Origin of the sequence: Microbacterium proteolyticum, assembly GCF_030818075.1 — a bacterium.
GTDB lineage: Bacteria > Actinomycetota > Actinomycetes > Actinomycetales > Microbacteriaceae > Microbacterium > Microbacterium proteolyticum_A.
In genome coordinates, this window is the sequence record NZ_JAUSZZ010000001.1 from 242,614 (window position 1) to 266,294 (window position 23,681).

General features: G+C 70.9%; 18 protein-coding genes and 3 tRNA genes. 13 read left to right on the plus strand and 8 right to left on the minus strand.

The genetic code is table 11. The features are described from left to right. Positions 1-20 precede the first annotated feature (20 nt). The gene (locus tag QE392_RS01180) at positions 21-1,478 is read right to left on the minus strand and encodes a M23 family metallopeptidase (RefSeq protein ID WP_307446684.1); all 1,458 of its coding nucleotides are present in this window, start codon (positions 1,476-1,478) and stop codon (positions 21-23) included. Positions 1,479-1,690: 212 nt separating this feature from the next. Between QE392_RS01180 and QE392_RS01185 the strand changes: the two genes are divergently transcribed. The 4 genes from QE392_RS01185 (at position 1,691) to QE392_RS01200 (ending at position 4,635) form a co-directional block, all read left to right on the plus strand. Next, positions 1,691-1,763, plus strand: a tRNA-Glu gene (locus QE392_RS01185). Positions 1,764-1,791: 28 nt separating this feature from the next. Continuing rightward, a tRNA-Asp gene (locus QE392_RS01190) sits at positions 1,792-1,865 on the plus strand. Between the two features lie 64 nt (positions 1,866-1,929). Beyond that, a tRNA-Phe gene (locus QE392_RS01195) sits at positions 1,930-2,002 on the plus strand. A 572-nt stretch (positions 2,003-2,574) separates the two neighbouring features. Then, the gene (locus tag QE392_RS01200; RefSeq protein ID WP_307446688.1) at positions 2,575-4,635 is read left to right on the plus strand and encodes an MDR family MFS transporter; all 2,061 of its coding nucleotides are present in this window, start codon (positions 2,575-2,577) and stop codon (positions 4,633-4,635) included. A 292-nt stretch (positions 4,636-4,927) separates the two neighbouring features. On the opposite strand, the gene QE392_RS01205 is transcribed toward QE392_RS01200, so the two are convergent. The 3 genes from QE392_RS01205 to QE392_RS01215 all read right to left on the minus strand — a co-directional run bounded on the left by QE392_RS01205 (position 4,928) and on the right by QE392_RS01215 (position 9,229). Then, complete coding sequence (locus QE392_RS01205) at positions 4,928-6,511, minus strand: AMP-binding protein (protein ID WP_307446691.1); 1,584 nt, start codon at positions 6,509-6,511, stop codon at positions 4,928-4,930. 526 nt (positions 6,512-7,037) lie between these two features. Continuing rightward, positions 7,038-8,231 carry a chromate efflux transporter gene (gene chrA / locus QE392_RS01210; RefSeq protein WP_307446693.1) on the minus strand — a complete coding sequence of 398 codons (1,194 nt, stop codon included), beginning with the start codon at positions 8,229-8,231 and terminating at the stop codon, positions 7,038-7,040. Between the two features lie 41 nt (positions 8,232-8,272). Continuing rightward, positions 8,273-9,229, minus strand: a complete 957-nt coding sequence (locus QE392_RS01215) for a Gfo/Idh/MocA family protein (protein ID WP_307446696.1) — start codon at positions 9,227-9,229, stop codon at positions 8,273-8,275. A 103-nt stretch (positions 9,230-9,332) separates the two neighbouring features. Here QE392_RS01215 and QE392_RS01220 point away from each other — a divergent pair, with 103 nt between their 5' ends. The 7 genes from QE392_RS01220 (at position 9,333) to QE392_RS01250 (ending at position 16,978) form a co-directional block, all read left to right on the plus strand. After that, positions 9,333-10,490 carry a polysaccharide deacetylase family protein gene (locus tag QE392_RS01220; RefSeq protein ID WP_307446699.1) on the plus strand — a complete coding sequence of 386 codons (1,158 nt, stop codon included), beginning with the start codon at positions 9,333-9,335 and terminating at the stop codon, positions 10,488-10,490. Positions 10,491-10,642: 152 nt separating this feature from the next. Further along, the gene (locus tag QE392_RS01225; protein ID WP_307446702.1) at positions 10,643-11,770 is read left to right on the plus strand and encodes a glycosyltransferase; all 1,128 of its coding nucleotides are present in this window, start codon (positions 10,643-10,645) and stop codon (positions 11,768-11,770) included. A gap of 294 nt (positions 11,771-12,064) precedes the next feature. Beyond that, positions 12,065-12,322 (plus strand): glutaredoxin family protein, encoded by a 258-nt coding sequence (locus QE392_RS01230; protein ID WP_295839326.1) that lies wholly within the window; start codon positions 12,065-12,067, stop codon positions 12,320-12,322. Positions 12,323-12,332: 10 nt separating this feature from the next. After that, positions 12,333-13,271 (plus strand): hypothetical protein, encoded by a 939-nt coding sequence (locus QE392_RS01235; protein ID WP_307446706.1) that lies wholly within the window; start codon positions 12,333-12,335, stop codon positions 13,269-13,271. After that, positions 13,261-14,547: a kynureninase gene (locus QE392_RS01240; RefSeq protein ID WP_373426427.1), complete on the plus strand. Its 1,287-nt coding sequence runs from the start codon at positions 13,261-13,263 to the stop codon at positions 14,545-14,547. Before QE392_RS01235 ends, QE392_RS01240 begins: the two co-directional genes overlap by 11 nt. 108 nt (positions 14,548-14,655) lie before the next feature. Next, positions 14,656-16,404, plus strand: coding sequence for a cation:proton antiporter (locus QE392_RS01245; RefSeq protein WP_307446711.1), 1,749 nt, complete (start codon positions 14,656-14,658; stop codon positions 16,402-16,404). Positions 16,405-16,501: 97 nt separating this feature from the next. Next, the gene (locus QE392_RS01250) at positions 16,502-16,978 is read left to right on the plus strand and encodes a dehydrogenase (RefSeq protein WP_307446714.1); all 477 of its coding nucleotides are present in this window, start codon (positions 16,502-16,504) and stop codon (positions 16,976-16,978) included. 395 nt (positions 16,979-17,373) lie between these two features. Here the strand turns inward: QE392_RS01250 and QE392_RS01255 are convergent, their stop codons facing one another. The 3 genes from QE392_RS01255 to QE392_RS01265 form a co-directional block, all read right to left on the minus strand. Continuing rightward, positions 17,374-17,769 (minus strand): nuclear transport factor 2 family protein, encoded by a 396-nt coding sequence (locus QE392_RS01255; protein ID WP_307446716.1) that lies wholly within the window; start codon positions 17,767-17,769, stop codon positions 17,374-17,376. Next, positions 17,766-20,129: an excinuclease ABC subunit UvrA gene (locus tag QE392_RS01260; protein ID WP_307446718.1), complete on the minus strand. Its 2,364-nt coding sequence runs from the start codon at positions 20,127-20,129 to the stop codon at positions 17,766-17,768. The genes QE392_RS01255 and QE392_RS01260 overlap by 4 nt, the downstream gene beginning before the upstream one ends. Positions 20,130-20,413: 284 nt before the next feature. Then, positions 20,414-21,958 carry a DEAD/DEAH box helicase gene (locus QE392_RS01265; RefSeq protein ID WP_307446721.1) on the minus strand — a complete coding sequence of 515 codons (1,545 nt, stop codon included), beginning with the start codon at positions 21,956-21,958 and terminating at the stop codon, positions 20,414-20,416. A 244-nt stretch (positions 21,959-22,202) separates the two neighbouring features. On the opposite strand from QE392_RS01265, the gene QE392_RS01270 reads away from it, so the two are divergent. Both QE392_RS01270 and QE392_RS01275 read left to right on the plus strand, forming a co-directional pair. Next, entirely contained in the window at positions 22,203-22,334 is a 132-nt protein-coding gene (locus QE392_RS01270) for a hypothetical protein (protein ID WP_307446724.1), read from the plus strand. 104 nt (positions 22,335-22,438) lie between these two features. Further along, on the plus strand, positions 22,439-23,005 hold the full coding sequence (locus QE392_RS01275) for a uridine kinase family protein (protein ID WP_307446727.1): 567 nt from the start codon (positions 22,439-22,441) through the stop codon (positions 23,003-23,005). A 31-nt stretch (positions 23,006-23,036) separates the two neighbouring features. Here the strand turns inward: QE392_RS01275 and QE392_RS01280 are convergent, their stop codons facing one another. Further along, the gene (locus tag QE392_RS01280; RefSeq protein ID WP_307446730.1) at positions 23,037-23,609 is read right to left on the minus strand and encodes a DNA-3-methyladenine glycosylase I; all 573 of its coding nucleotides are present in this window, start codon (positions 23,607-23,609) and stop codon (positions 23,037-23,039) included. Positions 23,610-23,681: the final 72 nt, after the last annotated feature.

Sequence of the window (23,681 nt, forward strand, 5' to 3'; positions counted from 1 at the left end):
GGGTTTTCTCGTGCAGCGACTCAGACGTCGACGCCGCGATCGCGCAGCCAGGGCGCGGGATCGGTCGTGCCGCCCCACGGCGGGTAGACCTCGAAGTGCAGGTGGCAGCCGAACGAGTTCCCCGTCTGACCGGTCGCCGCGATCTGCTGACCGGCTTCGACGCGCTGGCCGTACGACACGTAGATGCCGCCGTTGACGATGTGGCCGTACCCGGTTCCGGAGCCGTCGTCGTGGGCGATGCGGATGTAGTTGCCGAAGCCGCCGTTGTAACCGGCGTACGTCACCCGACCGCCGGACGCCGCGTAGATGGGCGACCAGCAGCTCGCTCCGAAATCGAGTCCGAGGTGCCACGTGCTCGCGCAGTAGCTCGCGTTGCACTGACCGGAGCGCGGACCGTAGCCGGACGACGTGTACGCCGCGGACGGTCGGGCCCAGCCGCTGCCGCTGACGGATCCCCCGCCGCCGCCACCACCGCCGCCGCCGCCACTGTCGCCTCCGCCGCCGCTGCTGCTCCCGCCGCCACCACCGCTGCTGCTGTTCTGACGCGCTTCGGCTTCGCGCTTGCGGCGCGCGGCCTCCTCCGCGTCGCGGGCGGCGGCCTCTTCGCGCGCCTTGCGCTCGCGCTCCTCACGGGCCTTGCGCTCGGCTTCGACACCGGCCTGGTAGTCGGCGACGGTCTTCGCCGTGGTGTCCTGCAGCGCGGCGAGCTGAGCCTCGAGCACGACCTGGTTGGCCTGCTGAGCGGCGAGCGCTTCCTGCGCGGCCTGGGCGGCCTGCTGAGCGGCCGCCATCTTCTCTTCGGCGATCACGCGCAGACGCTCGCGTTCGGCGGTTGCGTCGTCAGCCTGACTGCTGAGGTTCTTGGCGTTGTCGCGCGCGGCGACCGCGGCGGCGTACACCGAGCGGTTGCGCTCGAGCAGCTTGTCCATCGTGCCGAGCTTGGCGAGCAGGTCGTCGGCGGAGGCAGCGGAGCCGGAGAAGAACAGGTCGAGCGAGGTGTCGTCGCCGCCGGAGCGGTAGAGCTGCGCGGCGACCTTGCCGGCCTTGTTGGCGGCATCCGTCGCCCGGTTCGCCTCAGCATCGGCCTGCTGGCGGAGTAGCTGGGCACGGTAGTCGGCGTCCTGATACGCCTGCTGCGCGGCGAAGTACTCGTCGGACCGGGCCTTGACCTCCGCCTGCGTGCGCTCCACCTCGGACTGCAGTCCCTGGATGAGCGACTGGATGCGGGTGATCTCGGCCGACTTGGCGGCCTCATTGGCCCGCGCCGCCTCGACATCGGCCCACGAGGGGTAGTCGGCAGCCAGCGCGGGAGTGGCGAATCCGGATGCCACGGAGCCGAAGGCTCCGAGGGCGACAGCGCCGAGAGCACCGATCTTGAGGGCGCCCCGGCGGTCGAACGTCGGCCACAGCCGCCGCTGCTCACTCGTCGAGGGCGCGCAGCCGCAATCCTCGGGGGGTTCGGGGCGCTCGAGCGTCACGGGATACCTCATCTCACCGGTCGCAACTCGGCCAACAGTAGCAACACGAGTCACAGGCACAACAGGGCGAGTTCCCGCTGCCACGCCCCATCTTGCGGTCGCGACACGCTCGGGACGCGCACGCCACGCCCTCGATTGGCAATCTTGAAAGATGTGAAGTAGGCTCGGTCGTCGGCAAGCGAGGTTGAAATCGCAAGGTTTCAGGCTCATCCGGCCCCATCGTTTAGCGGCCTAGGACGCCGCCCTTTCACGGCGGTAGCACGGGTTCGAATCCCGTTGGGGTCACTTTCCGAGAAAATAACTAAATACGCATGGCCCTGTAGCGCAGTTGGTTAGCGTGCCGCCCTGTCACGGCGGAGGTCGCGGGTTCAAGTCCCGTCAGGGTCGCTCCACAGCGACGGGCCTTCTTTCGAGAAGGCCTTTCGTTTCGGAAGCGGCAGACATGCCGCTCGGCTCTGTAGCTCAGTTGGTAGAGCGCACGACTGAAAATCGTGAGGTCACGGGATCGACGCCCGTCGGAGCCACAAGGATGACCGTTACAGTCCTCCCAGAAACCCTCGCCTAGCTTCTACATGGCGGGGGTTTTGCTTTGCCCCTGTGAGGCCTTCACTCACGGGGCCTCTCCGTTTCCGGATGCCACTCCCCCGGCATCCCCCGCTCGCATCCGCACCCGGGCGACCCGACGCCGCGCCGAGATGACCGGCGATGCCCAAGATGACCGGCGTTGCCGGCCGATCGTGCGTGATCTCGGCGAACGCGGGTCATCTCGCCGGCGCTTGGGCCGCGCGTCGCCCGGCGCACCCGCGGCGCACCGCGGCACCCGGGCCGCGCGCGCCGTCCCGCGGCGACACCACGCCCAACCGGGCCGCGCGGCATCCCGCGGCGGCACCACGCCCAGCCCGGCCGCGCGTCACCCCGCGGCGGCACCGCGCGGACCATGCCCGGGCCCCGCGACGCCCATGACGCCCGCCCCACATCAGGGGGTGGTTACGCGGCGCCACCGAGCGGCGCTACTATTTGTTTGACTTTCAGCAAATACCTGGCGCCCGACCGAGTCCCTTCAGCCGTCCGCCAGGCTTCTCACGAAGAGGCCCCGATGTCAGACATCACCCAGAGCCGCCGCGCGCATACAGCGGCGAACGACACGGTCATGACGCACCGCATGATCATGTTCGTGATCTTCGGCCTCATGGCCGGCATGTTCCTTTCCGCCCTCGACCAGACCGTGGTCGGCACCGCCATCCGCACCATCGGCGACGACCTGCAGGGCCTCAGCCTGCAGGCGTGGGTCACGACCGCGTACCTGATCGTCTCCACGATCTCGACGCCCATCTACGGCAAGCTCTCCGACATCTTCGGTCGGCGCCCCCTCTTCCTGATCGCCATCGTCATCTTCATCATCGGCTCGATCCTCGCGAGCTTCGCGCAGTCGATGGTCGAGCTCGCCGCGTTCCGCGCGATCCAGGGCCTCGGCGCCGGCGGCCTCATGTCGATGCCCTTGGCGATCATGGGCGACATCCTCGCCCCGCGCGAACGCGCGAAGTACCAGGGCTACTTCCTCGCCGTCTTCGGCATCTCCAGCGTCATCGGACCGCTCGTCGGCGGCTTGTTCTCCGGCGCGAGCGAGATCCTCTTCCTCACCGGCTGGCGCTGGGTCTTCCTCATCAACGTGCCGATCGGCATCGTGGCCCTGGCGATCGTGTGGCGGTTCCTCCACATCCCCAAGCAGCCGCGCCACTCCGTGCGCATCGACTGGTGGGGCGCCACCACCGTCATCGTCGCGCTCGTTCCGCTGCTCCTCGTCGCCGAGCAGGGCCGCGAGTGGGGCTGGGGCTCCCCCATCGCCCTCGCCTGCTACGTCGTCGGGGCCCTCGGCATCCTGGCCTTCGTCATCGCGGAGACCAAGATGAAGGACGACGCGCTCATCCCCCTGAAGCTGTTCCGCTCGCCGACGTTCTCGATGGCGACCGTCATCGGTGTGCTGGTCGGCTTCGGCATGTTCGGCGCGATGCTGACCCTGCCGCTGTACCTGCAGCTCGTGCTCGGCTCGAACCCCACCCAGAGCGGTTTCGAGATGCTGCCGATGATCCTCGGCCTCATGATCGCCTCGATCGCGAGCGGTCAGCTGATCGCGCGCACGGGCCGGTACCGCATGTTCCCCATCCTCGGCACGCTGCTGATGTCGGTCGGGTTCTTCCTGCTGACGTTCCTGAAGTACGACAGCCCGTACTGGCACGTCGCCATCGCGATGCTCGTCATCGGCCTGGGACTCGGTCAGCTCATGCAGACGCTCACCATCGCCAGCCAGAACTCCGTCGGCGTGCGCGACATGGGCGTGGCCACCAGCGGCTCGACGTTCTTCCGCCAGATCGGTGGAACGCTCGGCACGGCCGTCCTGCTGTCGCTGCTGTTCACCCTCATGCCGTCGAACATCATCGGCTCGTTCAGCGACCGCGCCACCCTGACCGACGCGCTGGATGCCGCCTTCGATCCCGCGACGGCGTCGGCTCCGGCCAACGAGAAGATCATGTCGTCGATCTACACCCCGATCGTCACCCAGACGACGGATGCCGTGACCCAGCAGGTGCAGCAGGGCCTGCAGCAGGCGGAGGATGCCGCGACCCAGGCCGTGGCGCAGCAGGTGGCCGCGGGACAGATCCCCGCCTCCGCGCAGGCGCAGGCGAGCCAGGCCGCGGTCTCGCAGGCGATCGCGGCCGCGACGACTGAGATCCAGCAGCAGGTGCCGGTCGCGCGCGTCGCCGCCGACGGCACGGTCAGCCTCGACTTCTCCGACGCCGACGACCGCGCCGCCTTCGTCGACACCGTGGCGACCACGCTGACCGACGAGTTCACCTCGGGCGACCAGGACACCACCATCGGCGGCTCGACGCTCGACGACACCTCGTTCCTCGTCGGCGCCGACCCCCGCCTGACCAAGCCGTTCCTCGTCGGCTTCAACTCCTCCGCGACGAGCGTCTACTGGGTGGCGATGGGCGTCGTGCTGCTCGCCTTCGTGCTCTCGCTGTTCTTCCGCACCCCGCCGCTGCGGGCGAAGTCGGCCCTGCAGGAGGCCGCCGACGAGCGCCGCGGCAAGGATGACGAAGAGAAGCGCGCCGCCGAGGCGGCGACGCAGACCGGCGCGCTGCTCACGCCGTGAGCAGAACGAAGGGCGGGGCCGTCGTGAAGACGCGCCCCGCCCTTCGGCGTTTTTGGACCTGGTCGCGGCTCGCATTAGATCCCGCAGCCGCTTCGACGTCACCGCGCTCGCACGAGACGCCCGTGACCCGGCATCTCTGTCCCACTTCTGATGGGTCAGCGCCGCCGCCACCCGCCAGACGTGGACATGCACCGCCATCAGGGGGACGGGGTGTGTCGAGGGATGCCGACCGGGCGCCGCACCCGCGCGGCCTCATCCCGCAGCGGGCATCACCCGCGGGTGGCGGCCGGGGTCACACCTTCTCGCGGGCCCGCAGGTCTTTCCGGAGGATCTTGCCCGACGCGGACTTCGGCACCGCATCGATGAACTCCACGCGCCGCACCTTCTTGTGCGGCGCGACGTGCTCGGCCACGAACGCCATCACGTCGTCGGCCGAGAGGCCGGCATCCGGTGCCGCTACCACGAACGCCTTGGGGATCTCCTCGCCGTCGTCGCCGCGGACGCCGATGACGGCGGCATCCTGGATCTTCGGATGCGACAGCAGCAGCGCCTCGAGCTCGGCCGGGGCGATCTGGTAGCCGTGGTACTTGATGAGCTCTTTCAGCCGGTCGACGATCGTGAAGTACCCGTCGACGTGGTGCACGCCGATGTCGCCCGTGTGCAGGAACCCCTCGGCATCCAGCGTCTCGGCCGTCGCATCGGGGCGGTTCAGATAGCCGAGCATGACGTTGGGCCCGCGCACCCAGATCTCCCCGGGCGCGGTGAGGCCGTCGTCACCGTGCTCCTCGAGCTCCGCCCCTGTCTCGGGGTCGACGAGCTTGGCGTCGCAGTTGGGGATGAGCACACCCACCGAGCTGACCGGCATTCCACCGTCGACCGGGATCGCGTGCGACACCGGGCTCAACTCGCTCATGCCATACCCCTGGAAGAACCGGGCACCGATGCGCCGGCCGGCGGTCTCGGCCGTCTCGCCGTCCAGGGGCGCAGCCCCGGAGAACACGCTGTGCACGCTCGACAGGTCGAACTGCTCCACCGCGGGGTGCTTCGCGAGGGCGACCGCGATGGGCGGCGCGATGAAGAGGAACGTGCAGCGGTGGTCCTGGATGACGCGCAGGAACTCCATCAGGTCGAACCGCGGCATCGTCACGAGCGTCGCGCGCTGGCGGAGCGCGAGGTTCAGCAGCACCGTCATGCCGTAGATGTGGAAGAACGGCAGCACGGCGAGCACGCGATCGTCGGGCCCGATCTCGATCACCGGACGGCACTGGTGCACGTTCGCCACCAGGTTGCGGTGCGAGAGCATCACGCCCTTCGGGGTGCCCGTCGTCCCCGAGGAGTACGGAAGCACGGCGACGTGCGTCGCGGGATCGATCGAGACCGCCGGCGGCGTCCGCCCCTCGCTCAGCAGCGCACGCAGGTCGGGGTGCCCTTCGGCACCGTCGAGCACGATCACGCGATCGTCGGGGATGCCGACCGCCCGCGCCGCCTCGAGCGCCTGCGGCAGCAGCGGCGACATGGTCACGAACCAGGTGGCCGCGGCATCCCGAAGCTGGTTCTCGATCTCGTGGGCGGTGTAGAGCGAGTTGATCGTCGTGATGGCGGCCCCCAGCCGCAGGATGCCGTGGAACACCGTCGCGAAGGCGGGCACGTTCGGACAGAGCATCGCGACCACGGTGCCGACGTCCACGCCGCGGGCGGCGAGCGCGCCCGCGAACGCGTCGACCTGCGCGCGGAGGGATCGATACGTCGTCTCGGCACCGCTGGCCGGGTCGACCAGGGCCACGCGGTCGAGGTCGGCGTCGTCGAGCGAGCCGAAGAGGTAGTCGTAGATGCTGTCGTCGGGCACCTCGACGGGCGGGTGGGGGCTGTGGAACACGGTTCTCTCCCTCGAAACGCGGGCGGCCTCGTCGCCGTGCAGTCATCCTGACACCGCCGGTACCCGGTGTCACCGATCGTGAGGACGAGTCTCAGGATGCCGGGAGCCGCCGCGCAGCGACACGCGGCGCGGTCGGACGACGGCGAACACGACGCCGCCGACGGCCCCCGGGAGCGCGCCGGGCGGAGGTGCGCAACGCAGGAGGATCACCGACGCGGCCGATCGCCGCCCCCGGAATCACGGGATCGCGCGCGTGGGTCACCCCGCATCTCCGGAGTTGTGCACGACGCGAAACCCCGTCGGCCCACGCCAGAGCGAGCACGGCGCGAAACCCCGTCAGCTCACGCCAGACCGAGCACGACGCGAAACCCCGTCAGCTCACGCCAGACCGAGCACGGCGCGAAGCCCCGTCGGCTCACGCCAGACCGAGCACGGCGCCAAGCCCCGTCAGCTCACGCCAGACCGAGCACGACGCGAAACCCCGTCGGCCCACGCCAGAGCGAGCACGACGCGAAACCCCGTCAGCTCACGCCAGAGCGAGCACGACGCCGCCGGCGGCCCCCACCAGAACGACCGCCCACGCCGGCGTCCGGAACGCCGTCAGCAGCACGAAGCCGACCACCGCCAGCACGAGCGGCCCCGGCCCCGTGATCGCGGTGGAGAAGACGGGTGCGTACAGCGCCGCCCCCAGGATTCCGACGACGGCGGCGTTCGCCCCGCGCATCGCCGCCCGCACGCGGGGCCGCGTGCGCACGGCATCCCAGAACGGGAGCACCCCGACCAGGATCAGGAATCCGGGGAGGAACATCGCGCCGAGGGCGAGAGCAGCGCCGAGGATCCCGCCGGGTCCGGCGGTCGAGACGGCACCGAGGTACGCCGAGAACGTGAACAGCGGCCCGGGCACGGCCTGCGCGGCGCCGTAGCCCGCGAGGAACGACTCCGGCGACACCCAGCCGGTGTCGACGACGCCCGCCTGCAGCAGGGGCAGCGCGACGTGGCCGCCGCCGAAGACAAGGGCTCCCGCGCGGAAGAACGCGTCGACGAGGGCCGCGGTGCTCGACCCCGTGGCGGCGGCGAGCAGGGGCAGAGCGATCAGCCCGCCGGTGAAGAGGACGAGGCACGCGATCGCGACCCCGCGGCGCACGCCGAAGGACGCGAGCGTCGCCCCGGCGGACTCCTCGACACCGCGCAGCAGTACGAGCCCGGCGACCACCCCGAACGCGAGCGCGCCCAGCTGACCGGGCGCCGCGGGGAGCAGGAGCGCCAAGCCGAGGGCGATGACCGCGATCCCGGCCCGCGTCGCGTCGGGGGTGAGTGTGCGCGCCATTCCCCACACCGCGTGCGCCACGATCGCGACGGCGACGATCTTGAGCCCCGCGAGGATGCCGGCGCCCACGGGACCGCCGAGGGAGGCCGCGCCGGCGGCGAAGGCCACGAGCAGGATCGCCGACGGGAACGTGAAGGCGGCGAAGGCGGCGAGCGCGCCGAGGATGCCGGCGCGCTGGAGCCCCATCGCGAAGCCCACCTGGCTCGAGGCCGGTCCCGGCAGGAACTGGCACAGGGCGACGAGGTCGGCGTAGGCGCGGTCGTCCATCCACTTGCGTCGCTCGACGAGATCGTCGCGGAAATAGCCGAGGTGCGCGACCGGTCCACCGAACGACGTCAGCCCGAGGCGCAGGAACGCGAGGAACACCTCGCCCACGCGACCCGCTTTCTGCACCCCGATATCTTCCCGCGCCGGGGGAAACAGCGGGTGAATCCTCAGACGAGGGGCCGCTCGAGGAGCCCGTCGACGAGCCGCAGCGTCGCGGCGGTGCAGTGCTGGTCCTCGGTGATGTCGGCACCGGCGACGGCGTCGAGGAAGCGACGCACCTCCCCGATCATCGAGTTGTCGTCGGCCGCCACCGTGATCTCCCGGGCCGAACCACCTCGTGGGGTCAGCACGAGCCGACGCGGGGCGTCGATGGCATCGATGAGCAGCGACCCCTCCTCGCCCTGGATCTCGCTCGGCAGGCTCGTGTCGGTGATCTTCGACCAGGCGATGTCGGCCGCGAAGCCCGGATACGCGGCCAGGGCGCTGCCGAGCCCGTCTGTTCCCGACGCGATCCCGACGCGCAGGCCGAGCACCTCGTGCGGTTCGCCGAACAGGTGCACCAGCGCATGCAGCGGGTAGACGCCGAGATCGCGTAGGGCGCTCCCGCCCATCTCGGGGTCGAGGATGTTCGTCTGCCGCCCGGCGAGCACCTCGTCGTATCGCGCCGATCGCTTCTCGTACCGGAGCGAGACCCTGCGTACGCGCCCGATCTCCGCCAGCGCCGTCTTGACCGCGGCCAGTCCCGGGTCGTACGCCGTGCGCATGGCCTCCAGCAGCACGACACCGCTCCGGCGGGCGTGCGCGACAGCGGCATCCCAGTCCGGGGCCGTCAGAACCGCGGGCTTCTCCACGAGCACCGGGATGCCGGCATCCACCGCCGACGTGATCTGTGCGGCGTGCACGGAGTTGGGGCTGGCGAGGTACACCGCGTCGACGTCGGGCGCGGCGAGCAGATCGTCCAGACCGACGGAGAAATCCGGGGCGCCGATCCGCTCGGCGAACGACCGCGCCTGCTGCGCACGTCGAGAGCTCACCCGGCTCACCTCCGCGCCGTCGACCGCGTCCACGGCCTCGGCGAAGCGCTCGGAGATGGAACCGGTACCGACGATGCCGAAGCGGATCATCCTTTCATTGTGCCGTGACCGCCTCGCCGTGGCGCAGATCGTCCCGGCTTTGCGCGCATCGTCCCGTAGGATCGCGCCGAACCATCCGCCGACCCGAGGCATCATGACCGCCACACGAGCCGAGCACCGTCGTCGCACCTCGCGACGCGTGCGTCTTCGCCGCACCCTCGTCGCGACCGTCGCCGTCGTGCTGATCGCGGGCGGTGTCACCGTTTTCGCCCTGTCGCGCGGCGCGGCCTCGCCCCCCGCCCCCGCCCCCGTCGCCGACTCGACCTCGGCCCCGGCGCCGCCCCCCAGCCCCACGCCCACCCCGCTGACGCCGGCCGAGAAGCTGCTCGCGACGACCACCGACCCGAAAGCGTGCGCGGTGTCGTTCACCGGCGACGGCATCGCCCTCGACCCGCGGGTGCAGACCGAGGACGCCCGGTACGACGGGCTCCCCCTCCCCCGCGCGGACGGACGCGTCTTCGCGGGGTGGTACGCCACGGCGGCCGATGCGACCTCGCTGAACGCCGCCGAGCGCATCAACGGTGCTGACCTCGTCGCCTGCACCGACCGGCAGCGCACCCTCTACGCGGCATGGACGACGCCAGAGGCGAACGCGGCGGAGGACACCGAGCTCCCCATCCTCATGTACCACCAGTTCACGACCAAGCCCGAGGGCGAGGACAACTGGCTCCGGGGCAACTACGCGTACATCGGCGACTTCGACGCGCAGATGGCGCACATCCAGGACGGGAAGTTCTATCTGCCCACGTGGGACGAGGTCAGTGCGTTCATCGACGGCGCGCTCTTCCTCCCGAAGCGGTCGGTCGTGATCACGGATGACGATGCCGACAGCACCTGGCTCGAGCTCGCCGCCCCGATCGTCGACGCGCGGAAGCTGCTGACGACCTCCTTCGTGATCACCTCCGCGCGCACCGAACCCACCCCCAACCGCTTCGTGATGCAGCGCTCGCACACGCACGACATGCACCGCGCGGGCGCGAACGGCAAGGGCCGCATGGTCAACGACGACGCAGACACCATCGCCGCCGACCTCGAGACCTCGGCGAAGATCCTCGGTGCCAAGGAGGTCATCGCCTACCCCTACGGGCACTACGACGACACGGCGAAAGAGGGTGTGCGCCGCGCGGGCTTCGAGCTCGCCCGCGGTATCGAGCCCGGGTACGTCCGTATCGGGACCGATAAGCTTGCTCTGCCCGTCGTCCGCATCGACTACGGCATGACCGTCGAAGACCTCGAAGCCAAGATCGGCTGACCACGCCCCGCCGGCACCCGCACATCGTCGCGCACTCGGCCCGGGGCGGGCATCCGCTAGCTCACAGGTACGTCCGCCACAATCCTCTGGGCGCGCGTGTCAGCCTCACTACGCTGTGCCCTCTCCGATCTCCCACGAAAACGCGAGTACCCATGGATCTTTCCGTCATCGTTCCGACCTTCAATGAGGGCCCGAACGTCGCCGAACTCGTGCGTCGCACGACGGATGCCATGGCGGGCCGCGTCGTCGAGGTGATCTTCGTCGACGACTCCACCGACGACACCCCCGACGTCATCCGCGCGGTCGCCCGGACCGCGTCGATCCCGGTGCGCCTGATCCACCGTAACGACCCCGTCGGCGGGCTCGGCGGTGCCGTGGTCGAAGGCATCAAGGCCGCCGCCTCCGATCGGTGCGTGGTGATGGACGGCGACCTGCAGCACCCGCCGGAGGTCATCGCCGACCTGTACGCCCGCGCCGAGCAGGGCGACGTCGACGTGGTCGTGGCCTCCCGCTACGTCGCCGGAGGCACCTCCGACGGCCTCGCGAACGCGGTACGCACCGCCGTGTCACGCGCGTCGACGCTGCTGACCAAGGCGATGTTCCCCCGCAAACTGCACAACTGCTCCGACCCGATGACCGGGTTCTTCCTCGTGGACCGCCGCGCCCTGGACATCGACACGCTGCAGCCGCGCGGATTCAAAATCCTGCTGGAGATCCTCGCCCGCACCCAACTGCGCGTCGCCGAGGTCCCCTTCTCGTTCGCCGCGCGCTTCGCCGGCGAATCCAAGGCGTCGTTCAGCCAGGGCATGCGGTTCCTGCTGCAGCTGACCATGCTCCGCTTCGGTCGCATGTCCGCGTTCGCCCTCGTCGGCGGGCTCGGCGCCCTGGCCAACCTGGCGATCATGTGGGCGCTGCAGATGGTCGGCGTGCAGTACATCGTCGCCGCGGTCATCGCGAGCGTGGTGACGATCGTGGCGAACTTCCTCGCCCTGGAATACCTCGTCTTCGCCGACATGCGCGCCGAGTCCGGGCTCATGCGCCACCGCTTCATCAAGTCGTTCACCTTCAACGGCATCGAGGCGATCGTGCGCATCCCCGTGATCTGGGTACTCGTCAGCCAGGCGCACATCCAAAGCGTCCTCGCCGCCGCCCTCACCCTCATCGCCGCGTTCGTGGTCCGCTTCGTCTTCCACGCCCTCGTCGTCTACGCCCCCAAGAAGAGCCGCGTCGGCAAGGCCGTGCGCGCCATCGAACCCCTCGAAGACGAAGTCACCGCCTGACGTCGCCGGGCGCGAGACGTGCCCGTGCAGCGCGGCTCGTGCGGGCGAGGTCGCGCTGCCTGGCTTGCCGCTCCGGCGCGCTCGGTCCGGCTGGCGCGGGCCGGCTCACTCGGCTCCGCTCGCGGGCGGGACCGCTCAGCGCGTGCGACGCGGCCCGGCTCCGTCGGTCCGGCCCGAGCGCACGGCCCGGCGCGCGCGGCGAGCCTGCCCTCGGCCCGCATCTTGCCGCGAGCCGTCCCCATCCCGGCGCCCTCACCGGCATCCGCTGTCGGTGCTCCGGCGTACGCTAGGGGCATGTCTTCCGACGCACCCATCCGTATGTTCGGCGCCGACTGGTGCCGCGATTGCATCCGCACGAAGAAGCAGCTCGACGAGCTGGGGATCGACTACGAGTACGTCGACCTCGTCGCCGACCCCGCGGCCGCCGACGTGGCCAAGGAGATCTCGGGACGCACCAGCATCCCCGTCGTCGTCTACCCCGATTCCAGCCACCACGTCGAGCCCTCCAACGCCGACGTCGAGGCCAAGCTCCGCGAGCTGTCGCTGATCTGAGCGGGTCGGCGTGAGCCTCTCCGCCGCGTGGCCCGTCCGGCGGGCCCTCACCGCCGAGACCGGCACCGCGTTGCCGCCGTTCGTCGATCATCACGTTCATCTGCACCTGATCGACGCGGCGGGCCTGCCCGTGCGCGGGATCGCCGCCGTGGTCGACCTCGGCGGTGATCCTGCCGCTCTCGCGCGACGGTCGACCGGTTCCCCTCGTGCGACATTCGCGGGGGCCTTCCTCACCGCGCCCGGCGGTTATCCTCAGGGCCGCTCCTGGGCTCCGGCTGCCACGGTGCACATCGTCCACAACGCGTCCCTGCACCCCGGTGTCGAGGGTGGCGCGCAGACCGCTGTCGACGCGCAGGCGGATGCCGGGGCGTCGGTCATCAAGGTGGCGCTCCACGCGGATGCGGGGCCGGTCGTCTCCGACGAGGTGCTGACGGCGATCGTGGTCGCGGCCGGCGAGCGCGGCCTGCCCGTCGTGGCACATGCGCAAGGCGCGGGCCAGGTCGAGCGCGCCCTCGCGTTCGGAGTCGCCGCCCTCGCGCACACCCCCTTCGACGCCCCCGTTTCGCGGCGCACCCTGTCCCGCGCGATCGCCGCGGGGCAGGCCTGGATCTCGACGCTCGACATCCACCGCGGTGGCGCCCGCGCGCAGGCCATCGCGAACCTGCGGGCGTTCGCAGCGTGCGGTGGACGGGTGCTATACGGCACCGACCTCGGCAACGGCCCCTTGCCGGTCGGCCTGAACCGTCGCGAGCTGCTCGCCCTGCACGAGGCCGGCGTGCGCGGTGACGCCCTCGTCGCGTGCCTGGCCGACCCGTGGCCCCGGGCGGAGACAACGAGCGCGGTCTCGACCTTCGTCGCCGGTCCCGTTCCCACCCATCCCGACGACCTGCCGACCTGGCTCAGCCAGGGCACGGTCGTCGCCAGCGAGGAGCTCACCCGTGTCGACTGACCCCACCCCCGACTTCGGATCCGTCGATGCGCTCGAGGTGCCTCCGGTGTCTCTCGAGGCCGAGGCGGCGGCACTCGACACCGACGATCCTCTCGCGCATCACCGCGCGGCCTTCGTCGGCGCCGAGACGTCGCTGGTCTACTTCGACGGCAACTCGCTCGGGCGCCCCCCGCGCGCCACCGCCGACCGCCTCGCCCGCTTCGTCACCGACGAGTGGGGCGGTCGCCTCATCCGCGGGTGGGACGAGGCGTGGATGCAGCTCCCCTTCGAGATCGGCGACCGCATCGGGGCCGTGGCGCTGGGCGCGGCATCCGGTCAGACGGTCATCGGCGACTCGACCACGGTGCTGCTCTACAAGCTGCTGCGAGCGGCACTGGACGCGCAGACCGCCGCCGACCCTCGGCGCAACGAGATCGTCGTGGGGCGCGACGACTTCCCCACCGACCGGTATCTCGTGGAGGGCATCGCCGCCGAGCGCGGAGCCCGCGTCGTGTGGGTCGACGTCGACACCTCGCGCGGAGTGGATGCCGAGCTGCTCGGCGCCGCCGTGAACGAGCGCACCGCGGTGGTGCTGCTGAGCCACGTGTCGTACCGCTCCGGCTATCTCGCCGACGGCGCGGGCCTCACGCGCATCGCCCACGACGCCGGAGCCCTGGTGCTGTGGGACCTGTGCCACTCGGCGGGGTCTGTCCCGGTCGAGCTCGATGCGTGGGGAGCCGATCTCGCCGTCGGCTGCACGTACAAGTACCTCAACGGCGGACCGGGGTCGCCCGCTTTCGCGTACGTGGCCGACCGCCATCAGGGCACGCTGACGCAGCCCGTGCAGGGATGGATGGGTGCCGCGGACGTCTTCTCGATGGGGCCGGTGTACCGCCCCGCCGACGGCATGCGCCGGTTCCTGTCCGGCACGCCCCCGGTCCTGGCGATGATCGCGATGCAGGACACCCTCGACCTGCTCGACGAGGCGGGGATCGACGCGGTCCGGGCGAAGTCGACCGCGCTGACGGCGTTCGCGGTGCGGGTGGCCGACGGCATCCTGCGTCCCCTCGGGGTGCGGCTCGCCTCGCCGCGCGACGAGGCCGAGCGCGGTGGACACGTCACTCTCTCGCACCCGGCGATGCGGGCCGTGACCGCGCGGCTGTGGAAGGGCGATGTCATCCCCGACTACCGGGACCCCCACGGCCTGCGGATCGGACTCTCGCCTCTCTCGACGAGCTTCACCGAGACGCTCACCGGCCTGCACGCCGTCGCCGACGCGCTGCGCACGGAGAGCTGAGTCGGCCCCTCCCCACGAAGAGCGCACGCCTCCTCCCCAGGCGGACTTCCGGCGGAGTCCGGGGGCGCACATCGGGAGTCACGCGCCTGCGAGGGCTAGCCTCGGATCATGCTCGATCCCCTCCTCGTCGTCATCGCCGGCGTCGTGGTGATCGCCCTCGCCACGGTGATCGGTCCGCGTTTCAACGTCGCGGGCCCCCTCGTGCTGCTCGCCGTCGGCGCGGGGATCAGCCTGCTGCCGTTCGTTCCGCCGTTCGCGGTGGATCCCGAGATCATCCTCGTGGGCGTCCTCCCCCCGCTGCTGTACTCCGCCGCCGTGCAACTTCCCGCCATCGAGTTCCGCCGCGACTTCGCGCCCATCGCCGGCCTGTCCGTCGTGCTCGTCGTCATCAGCTCCGTGCTGCTCGGACTCTTCTTCTGGGCCGTGATCCCCGGCCTCGGGCTCGCCCTCTCCATCGCCCTGGGGGCGATCCTCAGCCCGACGGATGCCGTGGCCACCTCGATCGCGAAGCGGCTGGGCATCTCGCCGCGCGTGGTCACGATGCTCGAGGGCGAGAGCCTGCTCAACGACGCCACGGCGCTGGTGCTGCTGCGCACGGCGGTAGCCGCCGTGGCATCCGGATTCGCCTTCGGAGACGCGGTGGCGGACTTCGCGTGGGCCGTCGCGGTCGCCCTCGTGCTCGGCGCCGTGGTCGGGTGGGTCAACCTGCGGGTGCGCGAACGGGTCGCCAACCCCGCGGCGAACACGGCGCTCAGCTTCACCATCCCCTTCCTCGCCTACCTGCCCACCGAGCACCTCGGCGGATCGGGATTGGTCGCCGCGGTCGTCGCGGGCATCGTGACCGGCCAGGGCGCCGCGCGCCGCTTCACCCCCGAGCAACGCATGAGCGACCGCCTGAACTGGCGGACGGTCGAGCTCGTGCTCGAGGGCGGGGTGTTCCTCGTCTTCGGTCTCGAACTCAAAGACATCGTCGGCGCGAACCTGCGTGAGCACGAGGGCCTCTGGCACGGGACGTGGCTGGCGCTGAGCGCGCTCGGGATCGTGATGATCGTTCGCGGTCTCTGGGTGTCGGGGTTGATCTGGGTGCAGGGGCTTCGCGGGCGACGCCACGCGCGGAGCCAGGACCGGATCGAGGGGGCGCAGGAGCGGCTCGACCAGTTCGAGCAGGCCTACCGCGAGACGCCCGAGCGGTTCGGCATCCGGGCCGCGGATCCGGTCCGCACCCAGCGGCGGATCGGATGGATGCGCACGCGCATCCGGCGCACGCTCGCCGATCTGGACTACTACCGCGACGCCCCGCTCGGGGCGCGCCACGGAACGGTCATCGTGTGGGCCGGCATGCGCGGTGTCGTCACGCTCGCCGCCGCGCAGACGCTGCCGGGAGACACTCCGCAGCGCCCGCTGCTGATCTTCGTCGCGTTCCTGGTGGCGCTGTTCAGTCTGGTGCTGCAGGGGCTCACCCTCTCGCGCGTCGTGCGCGCGGTGGGTCTCTCCGGCGACGGCGGGGAGGGGCCGACGCGCGAGGAGCAGCGCGCCCTCGACGCCGAGATGCGCGAGGCCGCGGGCGCCGCCCTGCGCGCGGGCGCTCTGCGGCGGCGAGACGGCGCGGTCTTCCCCGACGATCTGCTGCACCGCGCGGGCGCCCGCATCGTGCAGCCACCCGACGAAGACGCCTCGACACGGGTGCGCGACTTCCTCGAACTGCGACTCGCGTCGATCGAGGCGATGCGCCGCTGCCTGCACGATGCGGGACGCGACGGTCGCTACAGCACCGCGGCCCTGCGGCACGCGCTCGCCGAACTGGATGCCGATCAGCTCAGCCTCGAACTGCGACTCGACGACGGCGACGAGGACTGAGGCCCGCTCGACCGATGCGCGCGGGCGGTGCCCGATTGCCGCCGCCGCGCGGGGACGATGCAGGGGGGCGTGAGGCAGAATGGAAGCGGAGGTCTCCATGAGCGATTCGATCCCGACGCTGCCGTCATCCTCGGATGTCGCCGGGACCGGCACCGTGCCGCACGTGCACGACGCGGCCGAGTGCCCGAAGTGCTTCACCGAGCTTCAGGACGACCGCGACTGGTGGCGCGCGCGTCCCGCGGGTTCGCGGCTGGTGGGCCTGGTCGTCTCGCGCCCCGACATGCCCTCCGTCGTTCAGCAGCGCGACGATCTCACGCGCTTCGGGGTGCCGATCGAAGGCTTCCGTCATCCGGCGCCGGAGACCCTCGAGGATTGGGGGAACCGGCTCGATCGGTTCTTCGGCACGCTGAGCCGTGGCGATGTGCTCGTCGTCGCCAGCCTGCGCGCGCTCGGCGCGACCCGCGAAGACGAGACCCGCGCCATCGCCGACCTTCGTCGGCGCGGCGTGATGGTGAAGGTGCTGCCGCACGGAGACCGGCACCTTCACGATGCGGCGGTGAGCACCCGCGGCTGACGGACGATCGGCACCCGCGCGGCGCGGCGCTGAGCACCCGCGGCCGACGCACGAGCATCCCCACCTGCACCATGCGGCGCTGAGCTCCCGCGGCCGACGCTGCAGTGTCCAGCTGCACGACGCCGCGCAGAGCGCCCGCGGCCGACGCACCAGGACCCCCCTGCCCGACGCGGCGCTGACCACCCGCGGCCGACGCACCAGGACCCCCCTGCCCGACGCGGCGCCGAGCACCCACGGCCGACGCACCAGGACCCCCCTGCCCGACGCGGCGCCGAGCACCCACGGCCGACGCACGACGATCCGCACCAGCCCGACGCGACGCTGAGCACCCGCGGCCGACGCGCGTGTTTCGCCGACCGTCCGGTCGAGACGCGAGAGCAGGGCCTGTCCGGGTGTCAGAGCTCTTCCGCTGATGCGGCCTGCGCGTCCCACGCGCCGCGGACGGAGGCGGTGTCGTAGATGATGTGCAGGGTCTGGATGCGACCGTCGGGTGCGAGCTCGGCGACGTCCACGACCGTGAACGGCGCCGGCGATCCGTCGGCGAGCACCCAATCGAACCGGAACCAGAAGCTGATGACGGGCGCGCCGGTGGCATCGTGCATCGCGCTGAGCAGAGTCAGACGCGATGAGGCCGTGTCCGCGAACAGCTCCGGGTAGAACTCAGCCGGACTCCGGGTTCCGTAGAGCGGCGAGTGCACCGTCGCCGACGGGGTGAAGAGCACCAGGACGCTCTCGAGATCGCTGCGCTCGAGGGCCGCAAGGTATCGGTCGACCAGGACGGACGGGCTCACCGCACGGCCCCGGAGAGTTCGTCGCGGCCGACATAGCGGGCCAGGTGCTCCGCGGTGAGCGTCGACCGCGCCGCGACCAGGTCGGCCGGGGTGCCCTCGAAGACCACGTCGCCGCCGTCGTGGCCGGCCCCGGGGCCGAGGTCGATGATCCAGTCGGCGTGCGCCATGACGGCCTGGTGGTGTTCGATGACCACGACCGTGTTACCGGCATCCACCAGCTGGTCGAGCAGACGAAGCAGCGTGTCGACGTCGGCGAGGTGCAGCCCTGTCGTCGGCTCGTCGAGCACGTACACGGCACCCGTCTTCGCCATGGAGATCGCGAGCTTCAGGCGCTGACGCTCACCCCCGGAGAGGGTGTTGAGCGACTGCCCGAGGGTCAGATACCCGAGACCGACGTCGCGTAGTCGCGCCAGCACCGCGACGGCCGGCCCCTTCACGAGGAACTCCGATGCGTCGCTGACCGACATGGCCAGCACCTCGGCGATGTTCTTGCCGTCGAGGGTGTACTCCAACACCGCGCCGGAGAAGCCGGTGCCCGCGCACAGCTCGCACACCGTCTCGACCGTCGACTGGAAGCCGAGCTGCGTGACGATCACGCCCAGACCCTTGCAGGCGGGGCAGGCGCCCTCGCTGTTCGCGCTGAACAGCGCGGGCTTCACGCCGTTGGCTTTGGCGAAAGCGGATCGCACCGCGTCGAGGATGCCCGTGTAGGTGGCGGGGCTGCTGCGCCGCGATCCCTTGATGGCCGTCTGGTCGACGACGACGACGTCGTCGAACGCGGGCAGGTTGCCGTGGATGAGCGACGATTTGCCGGACCCCGCCACACCGGTCACCACCGTCAACACGCCGCGGGGGACGTCGACGTCGACATCACGGAGGTTGTGCTGCGAAGCGCCGCGGATCTGCATGACCCCGGACGCGAGGCGGACCTCGCCCTTCAGTTCGGCGCGGTGATCGAGGAAGCGGCCGGTGAGCGTGTCGGACGCCCGCAGCCCGGCGACGTCGCCCTCGTACTGCACCGTGCCGCCGGCTCGGCCGGCGCGGGGGCCGAGGTCGACGACGTGGTCGGCGATCTCGATGACCTCGGGCTTGTGCTCGACGACGAGCACCGTGTTGCCCTTGTCACGCAGCTGCAACAGTGTCTCGTTCATGCGTTGGATGTCGTGGGGGTGCAGCCCGGCCGTGGGCTCGTCGAAGACGTAGGTGATGTCGCTCAGGCTGGAGCCGAGGTGCCGGATCATCTTGGTTCGCTGCGCCTCGCCGCCCGAGAGCGTGCCGCTCGCGCGGTCGAGCGAGAGGTATCCGAGCCCGATGTGCACGAACGCGTCGAGGGTGTCGCGCAGCCCCTGCACGAGCGGGGCGACCGTGGGGTCGTCGATGGTGCGCACCCAGGCGGCGAGATCGGTGATCTGCATCGCCGCGGCATCCGCGATGTTCACCTCGCCGATGCGCGACGAGCGCACTCCCTCGTTGAGGCGCGTGCCCCCGCACGCGGGACACGCGACGAAAGTGACGGCGCGGTCGACGAACGCGCGGATGTGCGGCTGCAGAGAGTCGCGGTCTTTCTGCAGCATGCTCTTGGTGACCTTGGGCACGAGGCCCTCGTAGGTCATGTTCGTGTTGGCGATGCGGACCTTCGTCTGCTCCTTGTAGAGGAAGTCGTGCCTCTCCTTGTCGGTGAACCGCCCCACCGGCTTGTCGCCGTCGAAGAAGCCCGACTCGCTGTACACCCGCACCATCCACCCGTCGGCGGTGTACCCGGGCACGAGGATGGCTCCGGCGTTCAGCGAGAGCGTGGGATCGACGAGCTGATCGAGGTCGATGTCGCTGACCTGGCCGAGGCCCTCGCAGTCGGGGCACATGCCACCGGTGATCTCGAAGGAGCGGCGCTCCTTCTGGCCCTTCTTCGCCCCCGTCGCGATGGTCACCGCACCGGCTCCCGAAATGGACGGCACGTTGAACGAGAACGCCTGCGACGACCCGACGTGCGGCTGCCCGAGCCGGCTGAACAGCACGCGCAGCATCGCGTGGACGTCGGTGGCGGTGCCCACCGTGGAGCGGGCGTTGGCGGCCATGCGCTCCTGATCGACGCGGATGGTGGCGCTGAGGTTCTCGAGTGCATCGACGTCGGGACGGGAGAGCTCGCCCATGAACTGCTGCACGAAGGTGGGATAGGTCTCATTGATGAGCCGCTGCGACTCGGCGGCGATCGTGCCGAAGACGAGCGACGACTTCCCGGAACCGCTGACGCCGGTGAACACCGTCAGCCGGCGTTTGGGCACGTCGAGATCGACGTTCTTGAGGTTGTTCTCGCGCGCACCGCGGACGCGGATGACGTCGTGGGCGTCGGGATCGGTCACGGGTGCCTCCTCGGGATCGTCCCCAGTGTGGCGGAGACCTCCGACATCCGCGAGACGCCACGGAATCCGTGCGCACGACGGCGGAGATCTCCGCCCTGGACCCCCGACACCGGCGTGTACGCCACACTTCCCGCCGCTGCGCACGCCGTGGCATCCGCCCGAACGACACACACCGCGGCATCCGCCCGAACGGCAGATGGCGCACACCAGACACCGCCCGCAGACGGCACCCGGAAACGACGGTGCCCCCGCAGACGAATCTGCGGGGGCACCGGAAGAGCGTGTCAGCCCTGGGCGCGACGGTTCGTGCGAGGAGTGCGCGCGCCGACGACCATGCCGGTCGTGGGGGTACCGGATGCCGAGCGGCCCACGCCCTGCGTCCGACCGGCGCCCGCACCGGCACGCTGTCCGCCACCGGCACCCTGACCGCGACCGGCGCCGGAGCGCTGGCCCTGGCCGCGACCGCCCTGGGGAGCGTGACCCGCGGCCGCCGCCTCGGCCGGCTGGCCGGATCCGCCGCGACCGCGACGACGGCGCCCGCCGCCGGCCGGCGCGGCATCCTGACCCTGCGCGCGCTCGGCGCGCTTGCGCTGCGCGTTCGCGCCCTGCGAGCGTCCGCCGCCCTGGGGCTGCGCGACGACCGGCTCGGGCTTGACGTACGGTGCGACCTCGCCGACCAGTGCGACGACCTCGGGCGACGTGGGGGTCACCGGGGTGGGCGTGGCCGAGATCTTGGCCTTGCGCAGGATGTCGAGGGTGTCGCGACGCTGCTCGGGCAGCATGATCGTCACGACGTCGCCGGCCGTGCCGGCGCGGGCGGTGCGACCCGAACGGTGCAGGTACGCCTTGTGCTCGACGGGCGGGTCGACGTGGACGACGAGCTCGACGCCGTCGACGTGCACGCCGCGGGCGGCCACGTCGGTGGCGACGAGCACCTTCGCGCGGCCGTCGCCGAACGCGGCGAGGTTGCGGTCGCGCTGCGGCTGCGACAGGTTGCCGTGCAGGTCGACCGAGGGGATGCCGGCGGCCGTGAGCTGCTTGGCGAGCTTCTTCGCCTGGTGCTTGGTGCGCATGAACAGGATGCGACGAGCCGTACCCGACGCGAGCGTCTGCACGAGGTCCTTCTTGGCATCCGCATCGGCGGGCGCGAAGACGTGGTGGGTCATCGCGGCGACGTGGGAGTGCGCCTCGTCGACCGAGTGCAGCACCTCGTTACGGAGGAAGCGCTTGACCAGCTTGTCCACACCGTTGTCGAGCGTCGCCGAGAACAGCAGGCGCTGGCCGTCGGCGGGCGTGCGCGACAGCAGACGCGTGACGCCGGGGAGGAAGCCGAGGTCGGCCATGTGGTCGGCCTCGTCCAGAACGGTGATCTCGACGTCGCCCAGGTTCGCGAAGCCCTGGCCGATGAGGTCTTCGAGGCGACCGGGGCACGCGACGAGGATGTCGACGCCGGCGTTCAGGGCGTCGACCTGGCGCTTCTGGTTCACGCCGCCGTAGACGGTGGTGGTGACGAGACCGAAGGGGGCGGCGAGGGGCTTGATGACCTCGTCGATCTGGTTCGCCAGCTCGCGGGTCGGGGCGAGCACGAGGGCGCGCGGCTTCCGGCCGCGGCGGCGGTCGGTCTTCGACGCGAGGCGGGCGACGAGGGGCAGCGAGAAGGCGAGGGTCTTGCCCGAGCCGGTCTTGCCGCGGCCGAGCACGTCGCGACCGGCGAGCGTGTCGGGCAGGGTGTCGGCCTGGATCGGGAAGGGCTCGTTCTTGCCCTGCGCGGCGAGAACGTCGACGAGGGGGGCGGGCACGCCGAGGTCGGCGAAAGTCTGAGACGTCATGGATACTCCTGCCGCGGCGCACGCGCGCACGGCGGTTCGGGATGCCGCGATGCTGCGGCTGCAATGGGCGAAGGCGCCGGGTGGCGCATCCGTTCGCCGTGAAGGTCAAAGGCCCGAGAAGAAGGGGCCGGTGCGTTCGACGACGCTGGGAGCGAGAGCTCCGCGAATCAGTCTACCGGGTGAGACGCCGATCTCCCTCGCGCGGGGGATCCGTCGCCGCGCGGCCCGGCGTAGCGTCGGAATCATGGACACCTCATCGATGATCATGGGCGCCTCCATCGCGTCGGTCGCCTGGATCGCATTCCATCCCTGGGCGAAGCTTCGCCGCCTTCGCGAGATCGAGTCGCAGAGCGCCTCGGACACCCCCGACGCATAGACGACGGCCGCACCGACGTCGTCGCGCGGCGGTGCGCCAGCACCCCGCGACGTCGACGAGAGCCGCGCTGGACGGATCGCATGAGTGCCGTCAGCATGGCTCTCATGTCTCGACCCGACACGGCGCTGATCTCCGCCATCGCCCGGATCGCGCGGACGACTCCCGTCGAGGGCGTTCGGATCGTGGGCATCGATGGTCCCGCAGGCTCCGGGAAGAGCACGCTCGCCGAACCTGTGGCGCGCACATTGGATGCTCCGCTCATCCAGGTCGACGACTTCGTCTCCTGGGGGGATTTCGCTGGGTGGTGGCCGCGTTTCGACCGACAGGTCGTCATGCCCCTCATGCAGGGACGCGACGCCACCTATCAGCAACGCGACTGGTCGGACTGGCGCGGTGACAGCCTCGGCTCGTGGCGCACCGTGACATGGAGTCCGTTCGTCGTGATCGAAGGGGTGACCTGCACACGCGCCGCCGTCGCCGATGTGCTCGCCTGTCGCGTCTGGGTGAACGCCCCGCCGCAGGAGCGCCTCGCCCGGGGACTGGCGCGAGACGGTGCCGAGCACCGCGACCTCTGGGAGCAGTGGATGCGCGAGGAGGATGCGTTCTTCGCGGCGGATGCCACGGCATCCCGCGCGGACGTGCACGTCCGCGCGGGGACGCCCGAGGGCTGACGGGCCTCGTGGGCTGACGGGCCTCGTGGGCTCACGCGGATGCGCGCCAGCACCCCGCGACGTGGTCGTCGACCATGCCCGACGACTGCATGAGCGCGTACATGGTCGTGGGGCCGACGAAGCGGAATCCGCGGCGACGCAGCTCCGTGCTCATCGCGGTCGACTCCGGCGTCACAGCCGGCACGTCGGCGAAGGTCGTCGGCGGCTCGTGCACCGCGGGGGCGAACGACCACATCAGAGTGTCGAATTCACCCTCGGCCATGCCCGCGACGATCGAGGCGTTGCCGATCACGGCCTCGATCTTGCCGCGGTGGCGGATGATGCCGGCATCCTGGAGCAGACGTTCGACGTCGTCGGAGCCGAAGCCCGCCACGATGGCGGGCTCGAACCCGTGGAAGACCTCGCGGAAGCGCGGACGCTTGCGCAGGATGGTGATCCAGGCGAGACCCGCCTGAAAGCTCTCGAGGCTGAGCTTCTCGAAGAGCGGACGGTCGCCGCGTAATGTGGTGCCCCACTCCTCGTCGTGGTAGCGCTGATACTCGGCATCCGCTCCCGCCCATGCGCAGCGGGTGACGCCGTCGGAACCGATCGTGAGGTCGCTCATGACGCCAGGCTAGGGTGTCTCCCGGAACCGCGGTGCGGACGCCGGGAGCTTCCCACACGAGGCTTCCGGGCG

Excerpts from the sequence above, each read along its gene's own strand:
- QE392_RS01200 (WP_307446688.1), top strand. The coding sequence starts at position 2,575 with ATGTCAGACATCACCCAGAGCCGCCGCGCGCATACAGCGGCGAACGAC.
- QE392_RS01215 (WP_307446696.1), bottom strand. The coding sequence starts at position 9,229 with ATGATCCGCTTCGGCATCGTCGGTACCGGTTCCATCTCCGAGCGCTTC.
- QE392_RS01220 (WP_307446699.1), top strand. The coding sequence starts at position 9,333 with ATGACCGCCACACGAGCCGAGCACCGTCGTCGCACCTCGCGACGCGTG.
- QE392_RS01225 (WP_307446702.1), top strand. The coding sequence starts at position 10,643 with ATGGATCTTTCCGTCATCGTTCCGACCTTCAATGAGGGCCCGAACGTC.
- QE392_RS01230 (WP_295839326.1), top strand. The coding sequence starts at position 12,065 with ATGTCTTCCGACGCACCCATCCGTATGTTCGGCGCCGACTGGTGCCGC.
- QE392_RS01245 (WP_307446711.1), top strand. The coding sequence starts at position 14,656 with ATGCTCGATCCCCTCCTCGTCGTCATCGCCGGCGTCGTGGTGATCGCC.
- QE392_RS01250 (WP_307446714.1), top strand. The coding sequence starts at position 16,502 with ATGAGCGATTCGATCCCGACGCTGCCGTCATCCTCGGATGTCGCCGGG.
- QE392_RS01265 (WP_307446721.1), bottom strand. The coding sequence starts at position 21,958 with ATGACGTCTCAGACTTTCGCCGACCTCGGCGTGCCCGCCCCCCTCGTC.
- QE392_RS01270 (WP_307446724.1), top strand. The coding sequence starts at position 22,203 with ATGGACACCTCATCGATGATCATGGGCGCCTCCATCGCGTCGGTCGCC.
- QE392_RS01275 (WP_307446727.1), top strand. The coding sequence starts at position 22,439 with ATGTCTCGACCCGACACGGCGCTGATCTCCGCCATCGCCCGGATCGCG.
- QE392_RS01280 (WP_307446730.1), bottom strand. The coding sequence starts at position 23,609 with ATGAGCGACCTCACGATCGGTTCCGACGGCGTCACCCGCTGCGCATGG.